Origin of the sequence: Microvirga pakistanensis, from assembly GCF_004458765.1 — a bacterium.
GTDB lineage: Bacteria > Pseudomonadota > Alphaproteobacteria > Rhizobiales > Beijerinckiaceae > Microvirga > Microvirga pakistanensis.
In genome coordinates, this window is the sequence record NZ_SPJX01000138.1 from 1 (window position 1) to 20,307 (window position 20,307).

General features: G+C 64.5%; 6 protein-coding genes. All 6 read right to left on the bottom strand.

Going from position 1 to position 20,307, the window contains the following annotated elements; genetic code table 11:
* Window positions 1-330: 330 nt before the first annotated feature.
* Entirely contained in the window at window positions 331-6,438 is a 6,108-nt protein-coding gene (locus E4K09_RS04385) for an Ig-like domain-containing protein (protein ID WP_134495444.1), read from the bottom strand.
* Between the two features lie 81 nt (window positions 6,439-6,519).
* Window positions 6,520-10,314 (bottom strand): beta strand repeat-containing protein, encoded by a 3,795-nt coding sequence (locus E4K09_RS04390; protein ID WP_134495446.1) that lies wholly within the window; start codon window positions 10,312-10,314, stop codon window positions 6,520-6,522.
* A 107-nt stretch (window positions 10,315-10,421) separates the two neighbouring features.
* Window positions 10,422-17,609: an Ig-like domain-containing protein gene (locus E4K09_RS04395; RefSeq protein ID WP_134495447.1), complete on the bottom strand. Its 7,188-nt coding sequence runs from the start codon at window positions 17,607-17,609 to the stop codon at window positions 10,422-10,424.
* Window positions 17,610-17,633: 24 nt separating this feature from the next.
* On the bottom strand, window positions 17,634-18,743 hold the full coding sequence (locus tag E4K09_RS04400) for an HlyD family secretion protein (RefSeq protein ID WP_134495449.1): 1,110 nt from the start codon (window positions 18,741-18,743) through the stop codon (window positions 17,634-17,636).
* Between the two features lie 15 nt (window positions 18,744-18,758).
* Window positions 18,759-19,883: a non-hydrolyzing UDP-N-acetylglucosamine 2-epimerase gene (gene wecB, locus E4K09_RS04405; RefSeq protein WP_134495451.1), complete on the bottom strand. Its 1,125-nt coding sequence runs from the start codon at window positions 19,881-19,883 to the stop codon at window positions 18,759-18,761.
* A 13-nt stretch (window positions 19,884-19,896) separates the two neighbouring features.
* Window positions 19,897-20,085 (bottom strand): hypothetical protein, encoded by a 189-nt coding sequence (locus tag E4K09_RS04410; protein ID WP_134495453.1) that lies wholly within the window; start codon window positions 20,083-20,085, stop codon window positions 19,897-19,899.
* Window positions 20,086-20,307 lie beyond the last annotated feature (222 nt).

Here is a 20,307-nt window from a genome sequence, read left to right on the forward strand (position 1 = left end):
CGGGCTGAGGCCCGGGGCCTCGGCTTCTGATCCTCTCGACCCCGGCCGCTAAGAAGCGAACGCCGGGTACCCAGCGGCTTGACCGGCGGAGTTTTTCAACAGCATCGACCCGAAGCCGACTCTCAGCCTTGAGCGTCAGCAGTCCCGCAGGGTATGAAGAAGACGCGATAGTCTCCGAATGCCGGAGAATCCGAATGAAAAGAGCCCCCGGAGCCACTCCGGGGGCTCTACCTCGGTGCTCTGAAGGCCCGCCTTCATGCGGGGGACTGGGGCGGACTAAAGAGGCACCCTTCAGGACGTCCGAGCCGAACCCGGGCCGCCCGATCTCGATCAGATCAGGAAGTCGTTCGCGATGAGCGCCTGAAGGTTGGCGTTGGTCAGCGTGATGGAGAAGTCCTCCTTGCCGTCCTGCCCCGTGTTGAGGCTCAGCTTGCCCGAGCTCACGTCGAAGTAGAACACGTCCTCCAGCATCAGCCCCTGGACCGGAGCCTCGTTGCGGAACTGGAGACCGTTAGCCGAGCCTTGGCGTCCATCCTCGTTCGGGCCGAAGTCGAATTCGCGGAAATCCAGGACGTCGATGGCCTGCCACGCCACCGTGTCGCCCTGATCGAAGATGCTGAGGTAGGCATAGGTGTCGTTCTCAGCACCGCCGTTCAGGTTGTCCGCACCGTGACCGCCTACCAGGATATCGGTTCCCTCACCGCCCACGATGGCGTCGTTGCCGTCACCTCCGGAAAGACTGTCATTGCCCGGAGCGATGGCTCCATTGACGAGGTTCGGAGCCGCTGTGCCGCCGCCATCGCCGGTAATGTTGTCATCGCCGGAGCCGCCATAGACCGTGTCGTTGCCGCTGCCACCGACGAGTTGGTCATTGCCATCGCGGCCATAGATCGTGTCGTTGCCCGCGAAGGCATTGAAGCTCGTCGCGTTGTTTCCTGCGGTGTCACTGACCGTCTCACTTTGCGCCGAGCGAGAGTTTCCACCAGCACCGGCATCGAAGTTGTTCGGATCGACGAATTGAGCGGGTACAGGGTCGTCCTGGGGAACGACCACGTCCATCTTGCCGATGACGGTAACGGCCGCCGTCGCGATGTTCGAGTCCGCCGTTCCGTCACTGGCGACGTAGGTGAAGGTAACCTCCTCCTGCTCGCCGTCGTCCAGGTCCTCGAACTCGCCGTTCGGGTTGAAGATGAAGCGCTTGTTCTGCGCATCGTAGGTGACCTCGCCCTTTGAAGGCCCGGTGACGACCCGGTAGGTGAGAACATCACCCGCATCCTCGTCGGAGGCAGACGGATCGACGTCCACCGCCGTCTCGTCCTCACCAACCGTGATGCCCGCGACGTTGTCGGCAACCGGGGCTTTGTTCGTCGGCGCGGCCACGCCGGTCTTTCCGTTGACCACGAGGGTGATAGTGGCTGGAGCGCTCACCTTGTCGCCGTCGCGGGCCACGTAGGTGAAGGTGACTGGCTCCGTCTCCCCGTCGTTGAGCTCCTCGAACTCGCCGTTCGGGTCGAAGGTGAACCGCTTGCCGGCTTCGTCGTAGGTGAGCGTGCCCTTTTCCGGACCCGTGACCACCTCGAACGTGTAGTCGGCGAAGTCAGGGTTCTCCGCGTCGAAGGCCGACACGTAGATGTCCTCGTACGGGGCATCCTCCGTGATGCCGCTATCCTCCGGGAAGGTGTAGCCATCGGCGACGATCACCGAGCCGAGACCCTTGACGTTGATCGTGACCGTCGCGGGATCGCTGTCGACGTTGCCGTCGCTCGCCGAGTAGGTGAAGGTGATCGGAACCACCTGGCCTTCGGGGATGTTGCCCAGGTCCTCCTGGCTGACCAGGAACGTGAAGGTGCCGTCGGGGTTGATCGTGACCGTGCCGAACTCGGGCGGGGTCACGACCTCGTAGGTGAGGGTATCGCCCTGATCCGCATCGGCTCCTTTCAGGGTTCCGGTGGCAGTGGTGACCGCACCTTCGTCCACCTCGACCGTCACGGCTTCGACCGTGGGCTTCGCGTTGTCCGGCTCGCCGCCGACGCGGTTCGTGGCCAGCGAGTAGACCGTCTCGATGGTATCACCCGAACGATCCTCGTAGATCGCCCTGCCGCGCAGGAGGTAGCCATCGTCGGCCTGCTTGACGGTATAGGTGAACTGGAACGGGCCGTCCCGCGACGGGGACGGCCCCGATGCGACGGTCTGCCAGGTCACGCCGTCCAGGGACCGCTCGAAGGCCCATCCCCACTCGTCCTCCTCACCGCGATCCCGGTAGCCGTCGCCATCCTCGAACGTGCCGATGGTGAGCGTCAGCGTCTGGCCCACGGCAGGGGTCATGTCGTCGATCGCCAGATTGCCGGTCGGCACGTCGTTGATGTTCTCGATGACTCCGGTCTGGTTCACCGACTTGGCGAGCAGGTTGCCGTTGGCGTCCTTGGCCCCGATCCAGATCGCCATGCCGACGAACTCGTCGTTACCGGCGATGGCGTACGAGGTCGCTGGAGCGGCAACGAAGTGGAGCAGGTGCGGAGGCGCGGTGGGATCGTCCGGCTCGCCGCCCCAAATCTCGTAGGTCACCGCACCCGTGATGGCATTCCACCGCAGCGTGCTGTTCTCGGTGAGGTTGGAGAGCGTCGAGAGGCTGAGCGTCTGCGCGGTGGGCTGCTGCACCGTCACCGTGACCTTGCCCGTGTCGCCACCGTTCAAGGTGTACTCGAACGTGTCCGTGCCGAAGAAGTTGGCGTTCGGGGTGTAGACGATCTTGCCATTCACGATCGCCGCCGACCCGTTCGCGGGCTGACCGGTCGAGGCGATGGACATGGGATCGCCCTGGGCATCCGCATCGTTCAGGAGCACGTCAATGGTCACAGCCTGTCCAGGCAGGGTCGTGGCCGTGTCGTCGGCAGCGACCGGGGGTGTCTGCGGACTCAGGTCGCCGACCTTGGCGCTCGGCTGCGACCAGACGGTCTCGAAGGTGCCACCCCGGTCCTCGTACTGCACGCCACCCCGGATCATGTAGCTCCGGTCGATGGCCGTGACCTGATAGGTCTCGCCCGTCCCGGCGCTGGTCCAGGTCACGCCATCCGTGGACCGCGACCACACGTACCCGAACTCGTCGGGACGGTCGATCCGCATGCCATCGCCATCCACGAGATCGCCGATGGAGACCGTCAGGGTCTGGCCGAAGCTCGGCGTGGCGTCGCTGAGTGCGGGACGACCGGTCGGAAGATCGTTGACGTTCTCGATCAAGGCCGTCTCATTCTCCGAGCGGGCGATCTCACGACCTCCGGGACCATTCGCCACGACATACACCGCCATGCCGACGAACTCGTCGTTACCGGCGATGTCGTAGGAGGTGGCGGGAGCCGCCGCGTATCCGAGGAGGTGCGGAGGGGCAGTCGGATCATCCGGCTCGTAGCCGTAGATCGTGTAGCCCTCCGCTCCCGTGATCTCATTCCAAGTGATCGTGCTGTTCTCCGTGAGGCCCGCCGTGGTGGCGAGAGTGAGCGTCTGCAGCTCAGTCGGAACGTCGCCGTCATGGTTGATCGTGCCGGTGGCTTCGCCGTCCACGATATTCGCTCCGGGTGCGCCGCTGGCGGTGGTCACGCTCAAGATCCTGAACGTGAATGTCTCGGCCCCTTCGGCCAGCAGATCATCGAAGGTTGGAATGGCCTGCACGCGGTTCGCCTGACCTGGCGCGATGGGCAAGGAGCCCGTGAGCGCAAACGAGATGTCGTCCCCCGTGGCCGTTCCGTTGAAGACGATCTCGTAGTTGATGAACAGCCGCTCCGACGATCCCCCCGCCGACATCGGGAACCGGAAGCTCAGGTTGCCGCCCTCCGTGATCGTGGCATCGGTGACCGAGATCGTCGGCAGGTTCGGGTTGGGTTCAACGATGGGCGGCTGCACGGTCACCGTCACGATGGCTTCCGAATCGCCGTCCACCGAATACCCGAAGGCGTCGGTGCCGACGAAGCCTGCGTTCGGGGTGTAGACGATCTTGCCGTTCACGATCTCCGCCGTGCCGTTCGCCGGTTGCTCGATCTCCTCGATGGTGATCGCATCGCCCTCGGCATCGGTGTCGTTCGCGAGCACGTCGATGGTGACGGACTCTCCAGCCTTCGTGGTGGCCATGTCCGCCACCCCCACTGGGTTCTGGTTCGCGCCCCCGTCGTTGTCCGCGACCTGCACGTCGATGGTCTGCGGCTCGGGGTAGAGGCCGTTGTAGCGCGAGTCCGTGCTGTACGAGATGAACTGGAGGGGACTCGTGTGACCGCCTTCGATCACGGCGTCGTCGATGGCCGCAATCGTGGCAACCTGCGGCGTCTGCCAGTTGTCCGGGGTGAAGAAATACGAGGTCGCCCGCGGCTCGGACTGCCCGTCGGTGGTCCACACGACGACCTCGACCTCGGCGGTGGGCCGGGAGGTGAGCACGATGGAGATCGTGTCGGTCGCGCCGCCTTCGGTCACGCGGGTCGAGCCATCGGTCTGCGTGACCAGGATGCCACCCGGCTCGGCCGGTTCAGCCGACCCCTCATTCTCGCCGTTGATCTTGAGTGTGACGGTTGCCGCGTTCGACTCGGCGTTTCCGTCATTGGCCTTGTACTTGAAGGTGATTGTTTCGAACTCGCCCTCGTCCAGACCCTCGAACAGTCCCTCGTTCGGCACGAAGGCGAACATCTGGAATTCCTCGTTCCAGACAATCCGGCCCTGGGACGGCTGCTCGGTGACGATGTAGGTGAGCGGGTCCTGCTGCGCGTCGGTCACATAGTGCCACGGCTCCATCACGAGGATCGCGCCGAAGGTGCCGAGATCGGCCTCCATCATGCCTTCGGTGGTCTCGGGCAGGTCCACGTCCACGGCGACAGGAGGCGTGTTTTCCACCGCACCATCGTTGTCGATGATGGTGCCACCCATGGTGGTCCGACCATCGACCTGATAACCGTTGCCCGCCTTCAGGATCGCGGTGTAGGGGCGGATGCCGTTGTTCTCCTCGTCGTCCGGGATGGTGATGTCCGCGCGCACCTGCTGGATGCCGGCCGGAAGCACGTACTCGACCGGGATGATCTCCCCGTTGCCGAAATCGAACTCCACGGTCACCGTCAGTTCCTCGTCGAGACGCGACGTAACGCGCATGAACTCGAAGATGAGGGAACTGCCCTCCTCGAGGTCGCCGTCCGCTGCGGCGTGGATCGACACGGTCGGCAGTTCGGCCGGCTCTTCCGTCTCGGCAGGGCGGATGTTCGTCAAGCTCACTTTCGTCAGTTGCGACTGCCCGCCGGCATCCTTGGCGTAGTAGAAGAACTCGTCGGTGCCGTTGAACGCTTCGTGGTTCACGGCCCAATCCGCCAGGGTGTAGGTGAAGGTGCCATCCGGGTTGAGCGTGACGGAGCCGAAGCTCGGGTTCCACTGGATCACGGCGGACAGCGCGTCGGTCTCCGCGTCGCTGTCGTTCGCAAGCACGCTCACCGAGCTCGTGTAGGAACCGTTGGTGAGTTCGACATCATAGGAATTGTTCTGGGCGACCGGAGCAGCGTTGCCCGGTTCCTCATCGCGCGGCGGGATGGTCAGGGAGACCTTCACCGGCTCGGAGTCTCCGACCCTGTAGAAGAACTCGTCCGTGCCGCCGTAGCCCGGGTGGTTGGCCGCCCAGTCCGCCAGCGCGTACGTGAACGTGCCGTCGGCGTTCAGGGTCACCGTCCCGAACATCGGGCTGTAGACGAGCGCAGGCGCGGCGGCGTCCGCCGCGGTGTCGTTGGCGAGAACCGTCGTGCCGCTGTAGGTCCCGTTGGCCTCGGCCGTCAGCGCGATCTGGTCCGCGACCGCAACAGGGGGGTCTGCCGACGGAGCGAACGTGAGATCCACCTTGATCGGGTCCGACGCCGTCTCACCGTCCGACACCGTGTAGTAGAAGGAGTCTGACCCGGTGAAGCCGTTGGCGGCCGTCGCCCACGGCGCGAGCACGTAGGAGAACGAGCCGTCCGGGTTCATCGAGACGGTGCCCCATCCGCCCTGCCAGAGCACGGACGCGGCCAGCGGGTCGCCATCGGGATCGGAATCATTCTTGAGGACGCCGTCCGCCGCGGCGACCTCGATGGTCGATCCGGCCACCGCATAGGTGTCGCTCGTGGCAGCCGGTCCGCGATTGGTCTCCGTGGGCGCCGTCACCTCCAGGGTGACGCCTACCGCCTGCGACCTGCCGGTCGCGTCGGTCACGTAGTACGTGAAGAAGTCCTCCCCGACGAAGCTCGGGTCAAAGGGCTTGTAGGAGAACGACCCATCCGGGTTGACCGTCAGCGCGCCGTGGCTCGGGTTGTATTCGATGGCCGCGGACAACTGATCGCCATCGGCGTCGGTGTCATTGACCAGAAGGCCGGTTGAGGCCGCGACGGTGAGGGTCGAGCCTTGAACGAGTGAATACTTGTCGGCTTGCGCAACGGGCGTCGTCATGATGTTTCCCTCTTATCGCATATGGTTCCCTGCAAACCGGGGCCGCCTGTTTCCAGGCGGCCCCGGGCCTTTTCGCCGTTCTCAGATCAGGAAGTCGTTGGCCACGAGCGATGTCGGGTGCGTCGGATCGTCGAAATCCACCTGGACGACGTTCAGAGTGACCGCGAAGTCCGCGATGCCGTCGGCGTCGGTGCTGAGGGTCAGCCTGCCGCTCGCGGCGTCGTAGTAAAACGTGTCTTCGGCCATCATGCCGCCCGGGGCAGGCCCGTTCACGAATAGGGTCACGCCCGGGTTGGCCCGGCCCTGGACTCCGGCCGTGTTCTGGTCGAAGTCGAACTGGCGGAAGTCCAGGAAGTCGATGTTCTGCCAGTCGATCGTGTCGCCACCCGACGGCAGCGAGTCGAGGATGCCGTTGAAGACGTACCGATCGGCACCGCCGAGACCGTTCAGGGTGTCGGCCCCGTGTCCGCCGACGATGACGTCGTCACCGAGCTGGCCCGCGACGACGTCGTTGCCGTCACCGCCGTAGAGGACGTCCCCGGTGTGGGTGCCGGCGTTGGCGCCCGTGTTGATGTTCCCGCCGCCGTCACCGTAGATGCGGTCGTTGCCGCTGCCGCCGTAGATGGTGTCGGCTCCCGTGCCGCCCTCGATCACGTCGTTCCCGTCACGCCCGTAGATCGTGTCGGCACCGCCGAGACCGTTGATAAGCGTCGCCGAGTTCCCGGCCGCGTCGTTGTAGATGTTGGCCGCAGCGGAAAGGGTGCTTCCTCCCTGCGGGCTGCCCTCATCGAAGTTGTTGGGGTCGCCGCCGCTCGGGACGCTGACCAGGGCCTCGCCGGTCCAGTCGGTGCCGCGAACGAGACCCGTGACGCCCTTCACCGTCACGGTCCCGCCCGTGCTCGTCGCGAACACGGTGTCGCCGTTGACCTCGGCGGCAGAGACAAGGTTCGCGGGCTGGTTCGTCAGGGTGTTGAAGTTCAGCTTGTCCTCGCCCTTGACGAAGCCGTTGACCGTGTCGTTGTCGCTGCCGTTCCAGAAGTCCAGGACTTGAGCGCCTGCGCCGAGGTTGTAGGTGTCGTTGCCCGAGGCCTCGCCGTTGCTGCCGACGTCGCTGATGAAGAGCGCGCTCCTCGTGGTCACCGTGTCGTCGCCGGACCCGCCCATGAGGATCGAGGTCGTGCCCAGGCCCGTTCCCGTGAAGTCGAACGTGTCGTTGCCGCCCCACCCGTTGATGAAGACCTTCTGGCTCGCGAACTCGACCGTGATCGTGTTGGACTTGGCATCGCCGTTGACGGTCAGGGCCTGCCCCGGAACAGCGGCCGTGGTCACGCCCTTGAGGACGATGTTCTCCACGTTCGCGATCGTCTTGCCGCCATACGGCGTGTTCTGGATGGTCCCGCTCAGGTTGATGATGTTCGTGGTTGTGCCCGTGAGACCGAATGCCTCGAACACCAGGGTATCGTTGCCACCGAGGCCGTCGACCGCCGCGTCCGAGGCGAAGGCCGTCAGCGTGTCGTCGCCCTCAGTCGCCTGCTGCGCGGGAGCGTCCGGCGAGCCTTCCGCGGTCCAGTGCGTCCCGAACTGCAAGCCGGTGACGGCCTTCACGGTCACGGTGCCGATCAATCCGTTCTGGTTGATCGTGAAGACCGTGTCGCCACCTTCCTCCGCCACCGTCACGTTGCTGGCCTGGATGCCCGCCGAGGCGAAGTTCAGGATGTCGGGCTGGGACGTTCCGGCACTCACGCCGTGGCTGTAGTTCAGGATCGTATCGTTGCCGTTGTCGGCCCCGAACAGGGCGGTCTGCCGGCCAGCGTTGGTGCCGAAGTCGTAGGTGTCGTCACCGGATGGCCCGCTGCCCGCCCGATCGTCGATGATGGCAGCGCTGCCCACCGTGACCCTGTCGTTGCCGGCTCCGCCGCTGAGGGCCGATCCCTGGGCCTCCGCCCCGGTGCCGATGTAGTTGATGGTGTCGTTGCCGTCACCGGCGTTGATGACGACCTTCCTAGTGGTCCGGCCGGCCGGGGCGGTCAGGGAGGCGTCGCCGACGGTGATGACGTTGTTCTCCTCATCCCCATTGATGGTCAGCGACAGTCCCGCCGTTCCGCTGACGGTCGTGAGCGTGATGTTCTCGAACTCCTGGATCGAGCCGCCCGTCCACTGGTTGGTGCCGAGGATCGACCCGCCGAGATTGATCGTGTTCGTCGTCGCCATCAGCGTCGTCTGGCCGATGGTCAGGGTGTCGTTGTTGCCCGCGCCCCCCGTGTAGGTGTTCGTGCCCGGTTGAGCGGTGACGTTCACGTCCGCAGCGGGTTCTTCCGCCACGTCGTTGTCGAGGAGGTCCGTCGCTGCGCTGCCTGCCGAACCAACCGTGTATCCTATGCCCGGAGCCACGGCCACCTCGATGGTCTCCGCCGTCTCGACGGACTGATCTTCGGTGGTCTGGACGTCGAGGGTGGCGGTGGTCGAACCTGCCGCGAAGATCACCTTGGTCGGGACAGTGCCGTAGTCCTGACCTGCGACCGCAGAACCGCCGACGTTGACTGTGATCTCCAGCGCCTCGTCGGTGTTGCCGGTGCGGGTGAAGGTGTAGGTCGCCACGCCGCCTTCCGTGACCTCGCCCGTGCCGGAGACGCTGACCTCCGGCAGGACCGGATCGGGTTCGGGTTCACCCGGACGGATGTTCGTCAGGCTGACCTTGGTGAGCTGCGACTGCCCGCTGGCGTCCTTGGCGTAGTAGAAGAACTCGTCGGTGCCGTTGAACGCCTCGTGGTTCGCGGCCCACTCGGCCAGCGTGTAGGTGAAGGTGCCGTCAGCGTTCAAGGAGACGGACCCGAACATCGGGTTCCACTGGATCGCGGCGGTGAGCGCGTCTCCCTCCGCATCGGTGTCGTTCGCCAGGACGCTGGCACTGCTCGTGTAGGAGCCGTTCGTCAGGACGACATCGTAGGTGTCATCGGCAGCGACCGGAACCGCGTTCCCCCCGGCGGCCGACTCCTCGAGGTTGATGGTGACCTTGATCGGCTGCGAGTCCGACGTGCCGTCGTTGGCGATGTACCAGAACTCGTCGGCGCCGCTCATGCCGGTGTAGGGCGTGTAGGTGAAGGTGCCGTCGGCCCTGAGGTCGAGCTGGCCCTTGCCGGCATTGTAGAGCAGCTTCACGGTGAGCTGGCCGCCCTCCGCGTCGGTGTCGTTCCCGAGGACGCTCGCGCCCTCGTAGGCGCCCGTCAGCGGCACCGTGTAGGCATCGGCCACCGCGACCGGGGTCTCGTCGACCGGGTCGGCCGTCACCGTGCCGGTGATCGTCACCTTCACGGGCTGCGAGTCTCCCGCACCTTCATTGACGTAATAGTAAAACTCGTCCGCCCCGGTGAACGTGTCGTAAGGCGTGTAGGTGAACGAGCCGTCCGGGCGGAAGTCGAGCGCGCCATAGGACGGGCTGTAGAGGAGGGCGGCCGTTAGGGCGTCGCCGTCCGCGTCGCTGTCGTTCGCCAGCACGCCTGCGGGCGCTGCCACCGTCAGGGAGCGTCCCTCGAACTCGTAGGCGTTCGCCGCTGCGACCGGGGCCGAGTTCCCGTCGTCCTCGCGAGGATTCACGGTCAGCGTCACGGCGACAGGCTCGGAATCCGAGGTTCCGTCGTTCACGAAGTAGACGAAGGTGTCGGTCCCGGTGAAGTTCGGATCGTACGGCGTGTACGTGAAGGTGCCGTCGGAATTGGGGCTCAGCGCGCCATGGGAGGTGTTGTAGAGGAGGCTGGCCGTCAGCGCGTCGCCGTCCGCATCGGCATCGTTCCCGAGTACGCTCTGCTCGCTCGTCACCGACAGGGACGTACCCTGAACGAGACTGAACCCATCGGCGGTGGTGGTCGGCTTGGCCATGTTCTATTCCCTCGCATGTGCCCGCTGTCGGGCTGTTCCGGATCGAGCGTCGGCAAGTCTTGGGTTGCGGGAGAGGACGATGCCGTCCTCTCCCGCATTCGTTGGCATCAGAGCAGGAAGTCGTCCTTGTTGACGGGCACGATGCTGCCGTTCCCCGCCTGCACCATGAAGTGGAAGTCCTCCACGCCGTCAGTTCCGGTGTTGAGGCTCACCCGGCCCGTGGTCGGGTCGAAGTAGAACGTGTCCTCGGCCATTGAGCCGGAGAGCGGCTTCTGGGCTAGGAACTGGAGTCCGTTGACCGCACCCTGGACCCCGTCCGTGTTCGGGTCGAAGTCGAAGTTGCGGAAGTCGAACACGTCGTTGGCTTGCGCCTGTCCCTGCATGGTGACGGTGTCGCCGCGATCGAAGATGTCGTGGAACACGAACGAGTCGTCCCCAAGTCCTCCGATGAGGGCATCCGCACCGTGACCGCCCACGATGACGTCGTTGCCGTCCTGACCGTTGATCTGGTCATTGCCGTCGCCGCCGTAGAGATGGTCCGCGCCTGCCCTGCCGTCCCCGTTGATGGCTCCTGCGCCACCGCCGTCACCGAAGAGCTGGTCGTCGCCGGTCCCGCCGTAGACCGTGTCGTTCCCGGCCCCGCCGCGGATGATGTCGTTGAGATCGCGGCCGTAGACGGTGTCGTTGCCTCCGTACCCGTCGATGGTCTGAGCCGAATTGGCATCTCCGTTGATGATCTCGCCCTGGGCCGAACGGGAGTTCCCGCCCTGCGCGTGACCGCCATCGAAGTTGTTCAGGTCGGCGAGAGCCGTCGGCTCCGGATCGGGGTTGGCGCTCCCGTCGTCGTCGGTGACCGTGACGGACACCGAGCTGGCGAGGCTGTCGAAGCGCGCGTCCTGGCTGGCCGTGCTGAACCCGAGGGAGTGCGTCTCGGTTCCTTCCACCAGCGAGTCGTTCTCCGCCCTGACCAGGACGTCCTGATCGACGTTCCAGTTGGCCGGGGTGAAGGTCAGGACGACGTCCTCCCGGAAGATGCCCAAGTCCGGATTGCTCTGGTCGACGGTGACCGTCACGTCCGAGGTCGGGGCCTCCGACAGCCTGATCTTCACCGGGACGTAGAAGAGGCTTTCGCCCACGACCACACCCCCGGCAGGCTCGGTGATGACGAGGCTTCCCGGTTCTGCCGGAGGCGTGGTGAGGCCTTCGGCGGTCCAGTCCGTGCCCGCCTGCAATCCGGTCGCGCCCTCCACCGTGACGGTGCTGGTCACACCATCCTGGTTGATCGTGAAGACCGTGTTGCTGCCGACGACGGCTGACGACACGTTGCCGGCCTGGATGCCCGCCGCGAAGCTCACCTTGTCCCCGGAGCTGAAGTTCCGGACGGTGACATTGCCGCCGTTGAACACGTTCACCGTGTCGTTGCCGTCGGCCACGTCGACCACGGCCCCGCTGCGGGCGTTCACGGTGTCATCCCCGGCACCGCCGTTGATGATCGAGGCAACGCCGTTGCCCGTGCCCTTGAAGTCGATGGTGTCGTTGCCGCCGCCGCCGTTCACGAAGAGCTTGTGATCCGAGTTCTCGATGGTGAGCACGTTGGCTTGGTCATTGCCGTTCACCGTCATGGTACGGGCGGTATCACCCGCCGTGTCCTTGATCGTGAGGTTCTCCGTGTTCACGATCGACTTGCCGGCGTACTCCGTCCAATGGAACGCTTGGTCGAGGCCGACCGAGACGTCCTCGCCCGACGTGACGGTAATCGACTTGAACACCACGGTGTCGTTGCCGTCGCCGCCGTTGAGATTGAGGAAGTCCGTCTGGCTGGGCGTGCTCGTGGTGAACGCCTCGTACGTCTCGTCCGCCCCGTTGGTGAAACCGTGCACGTTGAAGGTCATGGTCGCCGGAGCGGACCACACACCGTCACTGTCCTTCACGGCGTACTCGAAGGTGACCGGCTTCGTTTCCCCGCGGTTCAGGGTGGACAGGAACTCCTTGTCCCCTTCGAACCTAAAGGTCCGATCACCATCAAAGGTGACCGTGCCGCCTTCCACAGGCTGGGAAACGATCATGTACTCGGTGATGCCGAACTCACCCGCAGAGTAGCCGTTGCCCTGAAGCTCCACGACCGGGTTGTCCTCCCAGACGTCGGCGCTCATGGCCATGGCCTCCGGAGGCGCGACCTCGGGCGCGGCATCGTTGTCCGTGATGGACACGGACGGGTAGGGCGCAAAGACATCCGCATAGGCCGGATCGGAAGTTCGCAGGTCGAGGTACAGCATGTCGAAATGCTCGCCGCCCTCGTAGTCTGCATCGTCGTTGGCCGTCACGGTCAGGGTCTGGGGCGTATTCCAGTTCTCCGGCGTGAAGACAAGCTCCTGCGCCGAGGTGGTGACCCCGCCATCCGAGCCTACCTGAATGACCACATCCGAGATCGGTTTGCGGGTCAGGACGACATCGACCGAGTCGGTTGCGCCGCCTTCGGCCACGTTCAGGTTGAGCTTGGAGACATTGACCCCGGCCTCGCCTGTCGGCTCCTCCTCCGGAGGCGTATAGGTGCCCTTGGCCGTCCAGTGGGTGCCGAACACCAGCCCGGTCGCACCTTCTACGGTCACGGTCTGCGAACCGTTGATCGTGAAGATGGTGTTCCCGTCGGCTTCCGTCACTACCATGGTGCTGGCGTCGACCGTCGTGAAGTCCAGCACGTCCGGCAACGTGGTCGCATCGCCGATGCTGTAGTTCCTGACCGTATCGTTGCCGTTGTCGGCACCGAACTGGATCGTCTGCCGACCCGCATTGGTTCCGAGATCGTAGGTATCGTTGCCGGAAGCCCCGGCTGCGACGCGGTCATCGATGATGGCCGCGCTTCCCACCGTGACCGTGTCGTCGCCCGTGCCGCCGGAGAGAACCGATTGCTGGGCGGCAGGCCCCGTGCCGATGTAGTTGATCGTGTCGTTGCCGTCGCCGGCGTTGATGTTGACCGACTTGTTGGTCCGACCGGCTCCCGCCATGTCGCCGACCGTGATGATGTTGTTCTCCTCGTCGCCATTGATGGCCAGCAACGTTCCCGTGCCCCCGACGGCGGTGAGCTTGATGTTCTCGAACTCCTGGATCGAGCCACCGGCCCACTGGACGGTACCGACGGTCGTCCCGTCGAGGTTGATCGTATTCGTCCCCACGACCAGACCCGTGTTGGAGAGGGTCAGCGTATCGTTGCTGCCCGACCCGCCCGTGTAGGACCTGGTTCCGCCTACGGCCGTCGTGTTCACGTCGGTCGGAGGCGGAACCACCGGCTCGTCGTTGTCGAGGATCGAGGCCGATGCCGTACCCTGGGCTACCGTATATGAGGCGGCATTCGGGGTCACCGTCAGGACGACGGTCTCATCCGACTCGTCCGTGCTGTCGTCGGCCGTCCTGACCGTCACGGTTGCCGTGGTCGCACCGGCCGCGAACTGCACGGTGCCGGAAGGCGCCGTGAAGTCGGCCGCCGTAGCCGTGCCGCCCAAGGTGTAGGCCACATCCAAGGCCGCATCGGCGTTGGTGCGGGTGAACGTGTAGGTGATGTCGCCACCTTCCGTCACGTCGACCGCGCTGACGCTGACCTCGGAGAGAGCCGGAGGCGCAGCCACGTCATCGTTCTCGATGGTGCCGATGGCCTCGCCCTTCACGACCGTGGCGTTGCCTTCCACGCCCGTGATCCGGAAGATGATGGTCTCGTTGGGTTCGACGTCCCCGTCCGAGAACACGTTCACGACAGGGGTCAGCTCCTGATCGCCCGCCATGAAGGTGAGCGTGCCCGTCGTGGCCTGCCCCCAGTCCTCGCCGTCGGTCGCGGTGCCGCTCAGGATCTCGTAATGAACGATGACATCCTGCGTGGCCGGTGCGGACAGGGAGACCTTGAAGCCCATCTGCGGCCCGAAGTCCAAGTCCTCCGCCACGGTCACGTCCGCGACCGATACGGTCACGGGCTGGGCCACGATCGTATCGTTGTCGAGGACGTTGCCCGTCGCGACGTAGGGTTCGTCGTACATGTAGGCGGCATCGGGCTTCACCGTGACGGTAACCGTCTCGGTCTCCTCGATGTCGGCATCATCCGCCAGCACGATGGTCATGGTCGCGGTCTGCGAGTTGCCCAGGAACCTTTCGTAGCCGCCTTCCTGGCCGTTCCACTTGACCGCCTGGATGTCGCTGGCATCGAGGCCCGCCATCTCCCAAAGGACCGGCATGTCCCAGCCCGCTTCCGAGCGATGGAAGGTGAAGGTCATCTCGCCGCCTTCGGCGACGTCGCCGCCGAGGTTGGCCACGGTCACGTAGGGGATCGGACGTTCAGGAGCCGCATCCGTGATGGCAACCGGCGTCATCACGTCGGTTAGCATGCCATCGTACCGGGCGTCGGCGCTGGTCGTGGTGAAGTACACGTAGTCGGTCATCGGGCCGTCGGCCACGCCGTCGTCTTCGGCTCTCACCGTGACGGTCTGCGGGACGTTCCAGTTCGCCGCCGTGAACACCAGGTCGGAATTCCCGTTCGGGCCGAGCGCCATCAGCTCGTTGCCGGTCGAGACTTGTACCGTCACGTCGGCAGTCGGGGGAGCATCCAGGACGACCGTGAAGGTCTCGGAGGCACCGCCTTCCGTCACCGCGAGGTCGGCCTTCGACAGGGTGATGCCGGGTTCGGCAGCTGGGGGCGGGTTCGGGTCCGCATCGTCGTTCAGGATGGTGCCCGTGCCTTCGCCGTCCGCGATGGCGTAGGCATCCACGCCCGCCGGGTTCTTCACGCTCACGAGCTTCACCGTGAAGGTCTCGTCGGGCTCGAAGGCGAGCTCTTCGATCGTTGGCACGTTGAAGCCGCGCGTGCCCACGAAACCGGCGGCGATGTTCAGGGTGTACGTTCCCACCGAGACGTCACCCGTCGAGGTCGAGCCATGGATGACTTGGTAGGTGACGGTCAGCCGCTCCGCAGGAGGCTCCGACAGCGTGAGCCTGAAGTTCGCATTGCCGCCTTCCGAAGCCGACGCATCGCTGATCGAGATCGTCGGCAGGGTCGGGGCCGGGGGAGCGTCAAGGAGCTCCGTGACGTTCCCGTCGCCCGCGCCGACCTTGTAACCCTCGCCCTCCAGAATCCGGAACTCGATGGTTTCGGCTGCTTCGACCGCACCGTCGTCGGTCGTCTGGACGCTGTAGGTGGCTTCCGCAGATCCCGCCGCGAACGTCACCGTGGCAGGCGCGGTGAAGTCGGAACCCGACTTGGCCGAGCCGATGTCGGCATCGATGCTGACGGTCAGCGCCTCGGACAGGTCGCTCGTGCGGGTGAGGGTGAAGTTGGCCACGCCGCCTTCGGTGACCTCGCCGGGGGCAGCGGTCGCGTTGATCTCCGGCAGGACGGGCGGAGGGGTCACCACGTCCGTGACGCCGTTGACCTTGATGGTAACCGTCGCGGGATCGCTGTCCGACTGGCCGTCGTTCGCGACGTACTGGAAGGTGACGGTCTCGGACTCGCCCGTGTTCAGGGCATCGAAGGCTCCGGCGTCGGGCGTGAAGGTGAACTTCCCCGTGGCCTCGTCATAGGAGACCGTGCCCTTTTCCGGTTGGGCCACGAGCCTGAAGGTGACCTGGTCGCCGTTCCAGTCGCTTGCGGAAGGCGTGACCTCGACGCTCTGGTCGTCCTCGGACATCTCGGCATTCAGCCAGACCGCCGAAGGAGGTTCGTTGGCCTCCACGTCGTTGTCGTGGACCGTCACCGGGAAGTTGTCGGCGGCGATCAGCCCCTCGTAGTTCTCATCGGCACTCGAGGCCGTGATGTACATGAGGCCGTCCCTGGTGCCGTCGACCGCAAGGTTGTCGGTGGCCGAGAGGGTCACCGTCTGGGCGACGTCCCAGTTGTCCGGAGTGAAGGTCACGGTCCTGTCCGCCTTCACGCCGGCGATCGGGTCCTCGTGGACGATCACGGTCACGTCGGCGGTCGGCTTGGACTTCAGCACGATGGAGATCGTGTCCGTCGTGCCGTCCTCGCCCACCACGGTATCCGGGCCGCTGTGGGTGACGGTGATGCCGATGTCGGCCGGGGGCGGCTCCTCGACGACGGGCGCGGCCTGGATGTTGGTCAGGGTGACCTTGGCAAGCTGCGACTGCCCGCTGGCGTCCTTGGCATAGTAGAAGAACTCGTCGGTACCTGTGAAGCCGTTGGCTTCGGTGGCCCAATCCGCAAGGGTGTAGGTGAAGGTGCCGTCGGCGTTGACCGTGACCTCGCCCCAGCCGGGGTTCCACTGCTTCACGGCCGTGAGCGCGTCGCCGTTGGCATCCGTGTCGTTGGCAAGGAGGCTGACCGTGCTCGTGAACGAGCGGGAGCCATCGAGGGTGACGTTGTCGTAGGTGTCGGCCTGGGCGATGGGGGCCGCCTCGCCGTCTCCGCCGCCGGTCGGGGCCGGGACCGTGACCGTCACCTTGACGACCTCGGAATCGCCGACCTTGTAGAAGAACTCGTCGGTGCCCGTGAAGCCGGCGCCGTCGGCCCAGTCCGCCTTCACGTAGGTGAAGGTGCCGTCGGCGTTGAGGGTGACCGTGCCGTAGCCGGGGCTGTAGACGAGCTCGGGGACCAGGCCGTCCACGTTCGCGTCGTTGGCGAGGACGGTCGAGCCGCTGTAGCTGTTGCCGCTGGCGTGGGCCAGCGTGATGGTGTCGGCGTTCGCATCCGGGGCGGATCCGCCGCCCGTGCCCGGCACCACGTTGAGGGCGACCTTCACGGACTCGCCGTTGACCGTGTAGAAGAACTCGTCGGTGCCCGTGAAGCGCGGGTGGTTGGCAGCCCAATCGGCAAGCTGGTAGCTGAAGGAGCCATCGGGCTGCATCGTCACCGTGCCGAACGAGGCGTTCCATTGCAGCGCCGCGGTGGCACCCGCCGCGACACCGTCATTCGCGAGGACGCCGTCCTGGGCATTCACCGTGAGCGTGGTGCCGGTCACGTCGTAGGTGTCCGCCGCCGGAGCCGGGCCGGCCGTGCCGCCCTCGGTCGAAGGATTCACCGTGATCGCGACCTCGGTCAGGACGAGGTTTCCGGTGCCGTCGTCGGCCTCGTAGTAGAAGTGGTCTGTTCCCGTGAAGCCGTTGTAGGGCGTGTAGGTGAAGGTGCCGTCGGCGTTGAGGTTCAGCGCGCCATTGGCGGTCGACCACTTCAGCTTTGCGGTCATCGCGTCGCCGTCGGCATCGCTGTCGTTGCCCAGCACGCCCAGCAGCGGGTCGGTGATCCGGAGGGTGCCGCCCTGGTCGAGCGAATACGCGTCAATGATGGTGGTCGGTGCAGTCATAATCTTGTTCCTCTTGGATTTTCTTCAGTTGTGCGATTGAGCATCCGCACGCTTCATCAGAGCGTCGGAGATGCGACTGCGGTGGACTGTGGTATTGGCCCAGGCAATGACCGAGTTGCCGATCTTGCGCACCACGTCCGTGAAGCCGGTTTTGCAGCCCGTTACGTAACAGCTTGTGACCTCGATCTTCTGATCGACGGCAAAGTTGACGTTTTCTTCCAGTTCGATCCGAACCAGCTGGCCACGCATGCGGGCGCGGTTCGGGTTCTGGAATTCTGACGGCAGCGCTTCCGTTACCGGCAGCACCTTCTGGATGTTGGCAGTGATAGTCTGACCGCGTGCCTTCACGGCAACGGGTTGGCCTTCCTCCACGTCAAACAGGTAGCTGTCGGGCAAGTAAGCGAGCACATAGGGCTCACCCGTGTGGATTTGTGCTACCTTGGATGTGCCCGGCGCGAGAACCTCACCCACCGATCCTACAACTGCTCCGATCGTGCCTTTCACAGGAGCCCGTAAGATGCCCTGCTCGTAGATCGACTGCAGGTTCGCGTAGCTGGTCTCGATTTCCTTCAAGGCGTTCTGCGCACCTTTCAGCTCCGTATCGAGGGAGACCTGCTCGGCGGAGAGGGTCAGTGCGCGCTCGGACGAAGCGACGGAATGCGCAGAGACATCATGCAGGGTCTTCTCGACGGCAAGGCCCCGGGATTTTGCCTGCTGCATGTCTTCAAGATAGTTCGCAGCCATCGTTGCGCTCTGCTCGGCAATCGGCAGGAGCCTCGTGACAACCCCTTGTCGTCCCTGCAGCTGTGCCACACGGGCCTGGAGGCGAGCTTTCTCCGAGGACAGTTCGGCCAAGGTGCGCGACAAAGTGGCGGACTCGACCACAGCAATCTTGTCGCCCGCTTCCACACGATCGCCGGGCTTCACCAGCACCTGACGGACACGGGCGTCAAACGGTGAGGCCACGACCACCTTCTCCTGGCTCACAAAGCCGTCCGCGGTGAGAACAAATTTGTCTCCGGAGAGTCCGTAGGCCACGGCGCTCCCGCTCCCGATCATGATTGTTCCGAGAGCAAGTATCTTCTTGAGGCGCTTCCACACAACGCCGCTGGCCTGAAGTTGATTGTCACTCACTGTCAAACTCCTGAATTAGGCAGCGATGAGCGACAGCTCGCTCGACGCCGTGAGATGATGGGCGATCTGAGCCGCGGAATCTCCGAGCCCAAACGGATTGGCTTTGTGCAGGAGCTGGATGTGGTCGGACGCTGTAAGATTGCGCACACCATCCACGATTGCGTTGAAATCAGACCCGACGAGACGTCCGAACCCGGCTTCGATCACTTCAGGACGCTCGGTCGTGTCGCGGGTGATCAGGATCTGCAGACCGAAGGTCGGGGCCTCTTCCTGAACGCCGCCCGAGTCGCTGACGACCGTCCAAGCCTGGCTGAGCAAATAAACGAAGTCAGGATACTGCAGAGGCTTCAGGAGGCGGACGTTCGGCATGTCCCCAAGATACTCGAGTACAGTGGTACGTACATCTGGGTTAAGATGAACCGGTAGTGCGATCAGCTTGTCGCCATCGCGGCCAAGTTCACGCAAAGCCCGGAGCACGTTGCGGATCGGCTCGCCGATGTTCTCACGACGGTGGAGCGTCGCGAGAATCAGCTTCTTGTCCTTGGGCAGAGCAGAGATGTCTGCGTCGAGTGGCCGGTAATTCAGTCCGTTCTTCTTGCGAGTGTACAGAAGAGCGTCCACCACCGTATTGCCGACAGTGAGCACCTTTTCGGGAGCGATGCCCTCTGCCAGCAGATTGTCTCGGGCCTCTTTTGTTGGGGCGAAGTGGAGAGTGGTGGCGAGCGCAATCATGCGCCGGTTGAACTCTTCCGGCCACGGGGAGTGCATGTTGTCCGTGCGCAAGCCGGCTTCGACGTGGGCCACAGGAACATGATTCAAGAAACCTGCCGTGGCGGCTGCTGCCGCAGTCGCCGTGTCGCCCTGAACGACGATCCAATCGTAGTGAGCAGTCTTGAGGAAACGCTCGATCTGCTGGCACATTAGGCTGTATTTTCCAGCTAGCCCGGACTCCCTCATGATGTCTGAGCCTGTATGCGTGACATTGATCTCGAACAGGTCAAGCAGGCCCGCAGCCAATTCAACGTGCTGGCCCGTCCAGAATACATGCAGTTCAACGCCGGGCTTGCGGCTTAATTCCAGGCAAACGGGACCAAGCTTAATGATCTCAGGGCGTGTACCAAAGGCAACCAGGATACGCATCATACTCTCCCTGTTAGCGTGCCGACTCAGTGCGGCGCTTAGTTGTGTTGATGCCGATGCCCTCAGGGGCCGGGAAGTAGGGCGTGAACCAGCGGCCTTCCGAACTCTTCCCGCGCTTAGGGGCGAAGAAAGGCACGTAGAATCCTGCATCAATCTTCTGTTGCTCGATCAAGAGCAAATGCTTCTCATTTCTCTGCGTCATCGATGTCACCGTTTGTCGCTCATGAAGTCTTCGGGGCGCCTCGGGCCATTGCGAGGGCGCAATAACTCATCTGGCGGGACGCTGGTCGCCGCCACTTAGGAGCCCACTACCTATGATGTGGTCACAGGGGCGAGGATCCATCGTCATCACCTACCTGCAGACACGCTCGTCGGCCTCGCGCCGGGCTTCACGCCCATGCGCAATCTTATGTTCTGTGTGAAG

Coding starts and splice junctions, on each gene's coding strand:
- E4K09_RS04385 (WP_134495444.1), bottom strand. CDS start 6,438: ATGACGACGCCCGTTGCGCAAGCCGACAAGTATTCACTCGTTCAAGGC.
- E4K09_RS04390 (WP_134495446.1), bottom strand. CDS start 10,314: ATGGCCAAGCCGACCACCACCGCCGATGGGTTCAGTCTCGTTCAGGGT.
- E4K09_RS04395 (WP_134495447.1), bottom strand. CDS start 17,609: ATGACTGCACCGACCACCATCATTGACGCGTATTCGCTCGACCAGGGC.
- wecB (WP_134495451.1), bottom strand. CDS start 19,883: ATGCGTATCCTGGTTGCCTTTGGTACACGCCCTGAGATCATTAAGCTT.
- E4K09_RS04410 (WP_134495453.1), bottom strand. CDS start 20,085: ATGACGCAGAGAAATGAGAAGCATTTGCTCTTGATCGAGCAACAGAAG.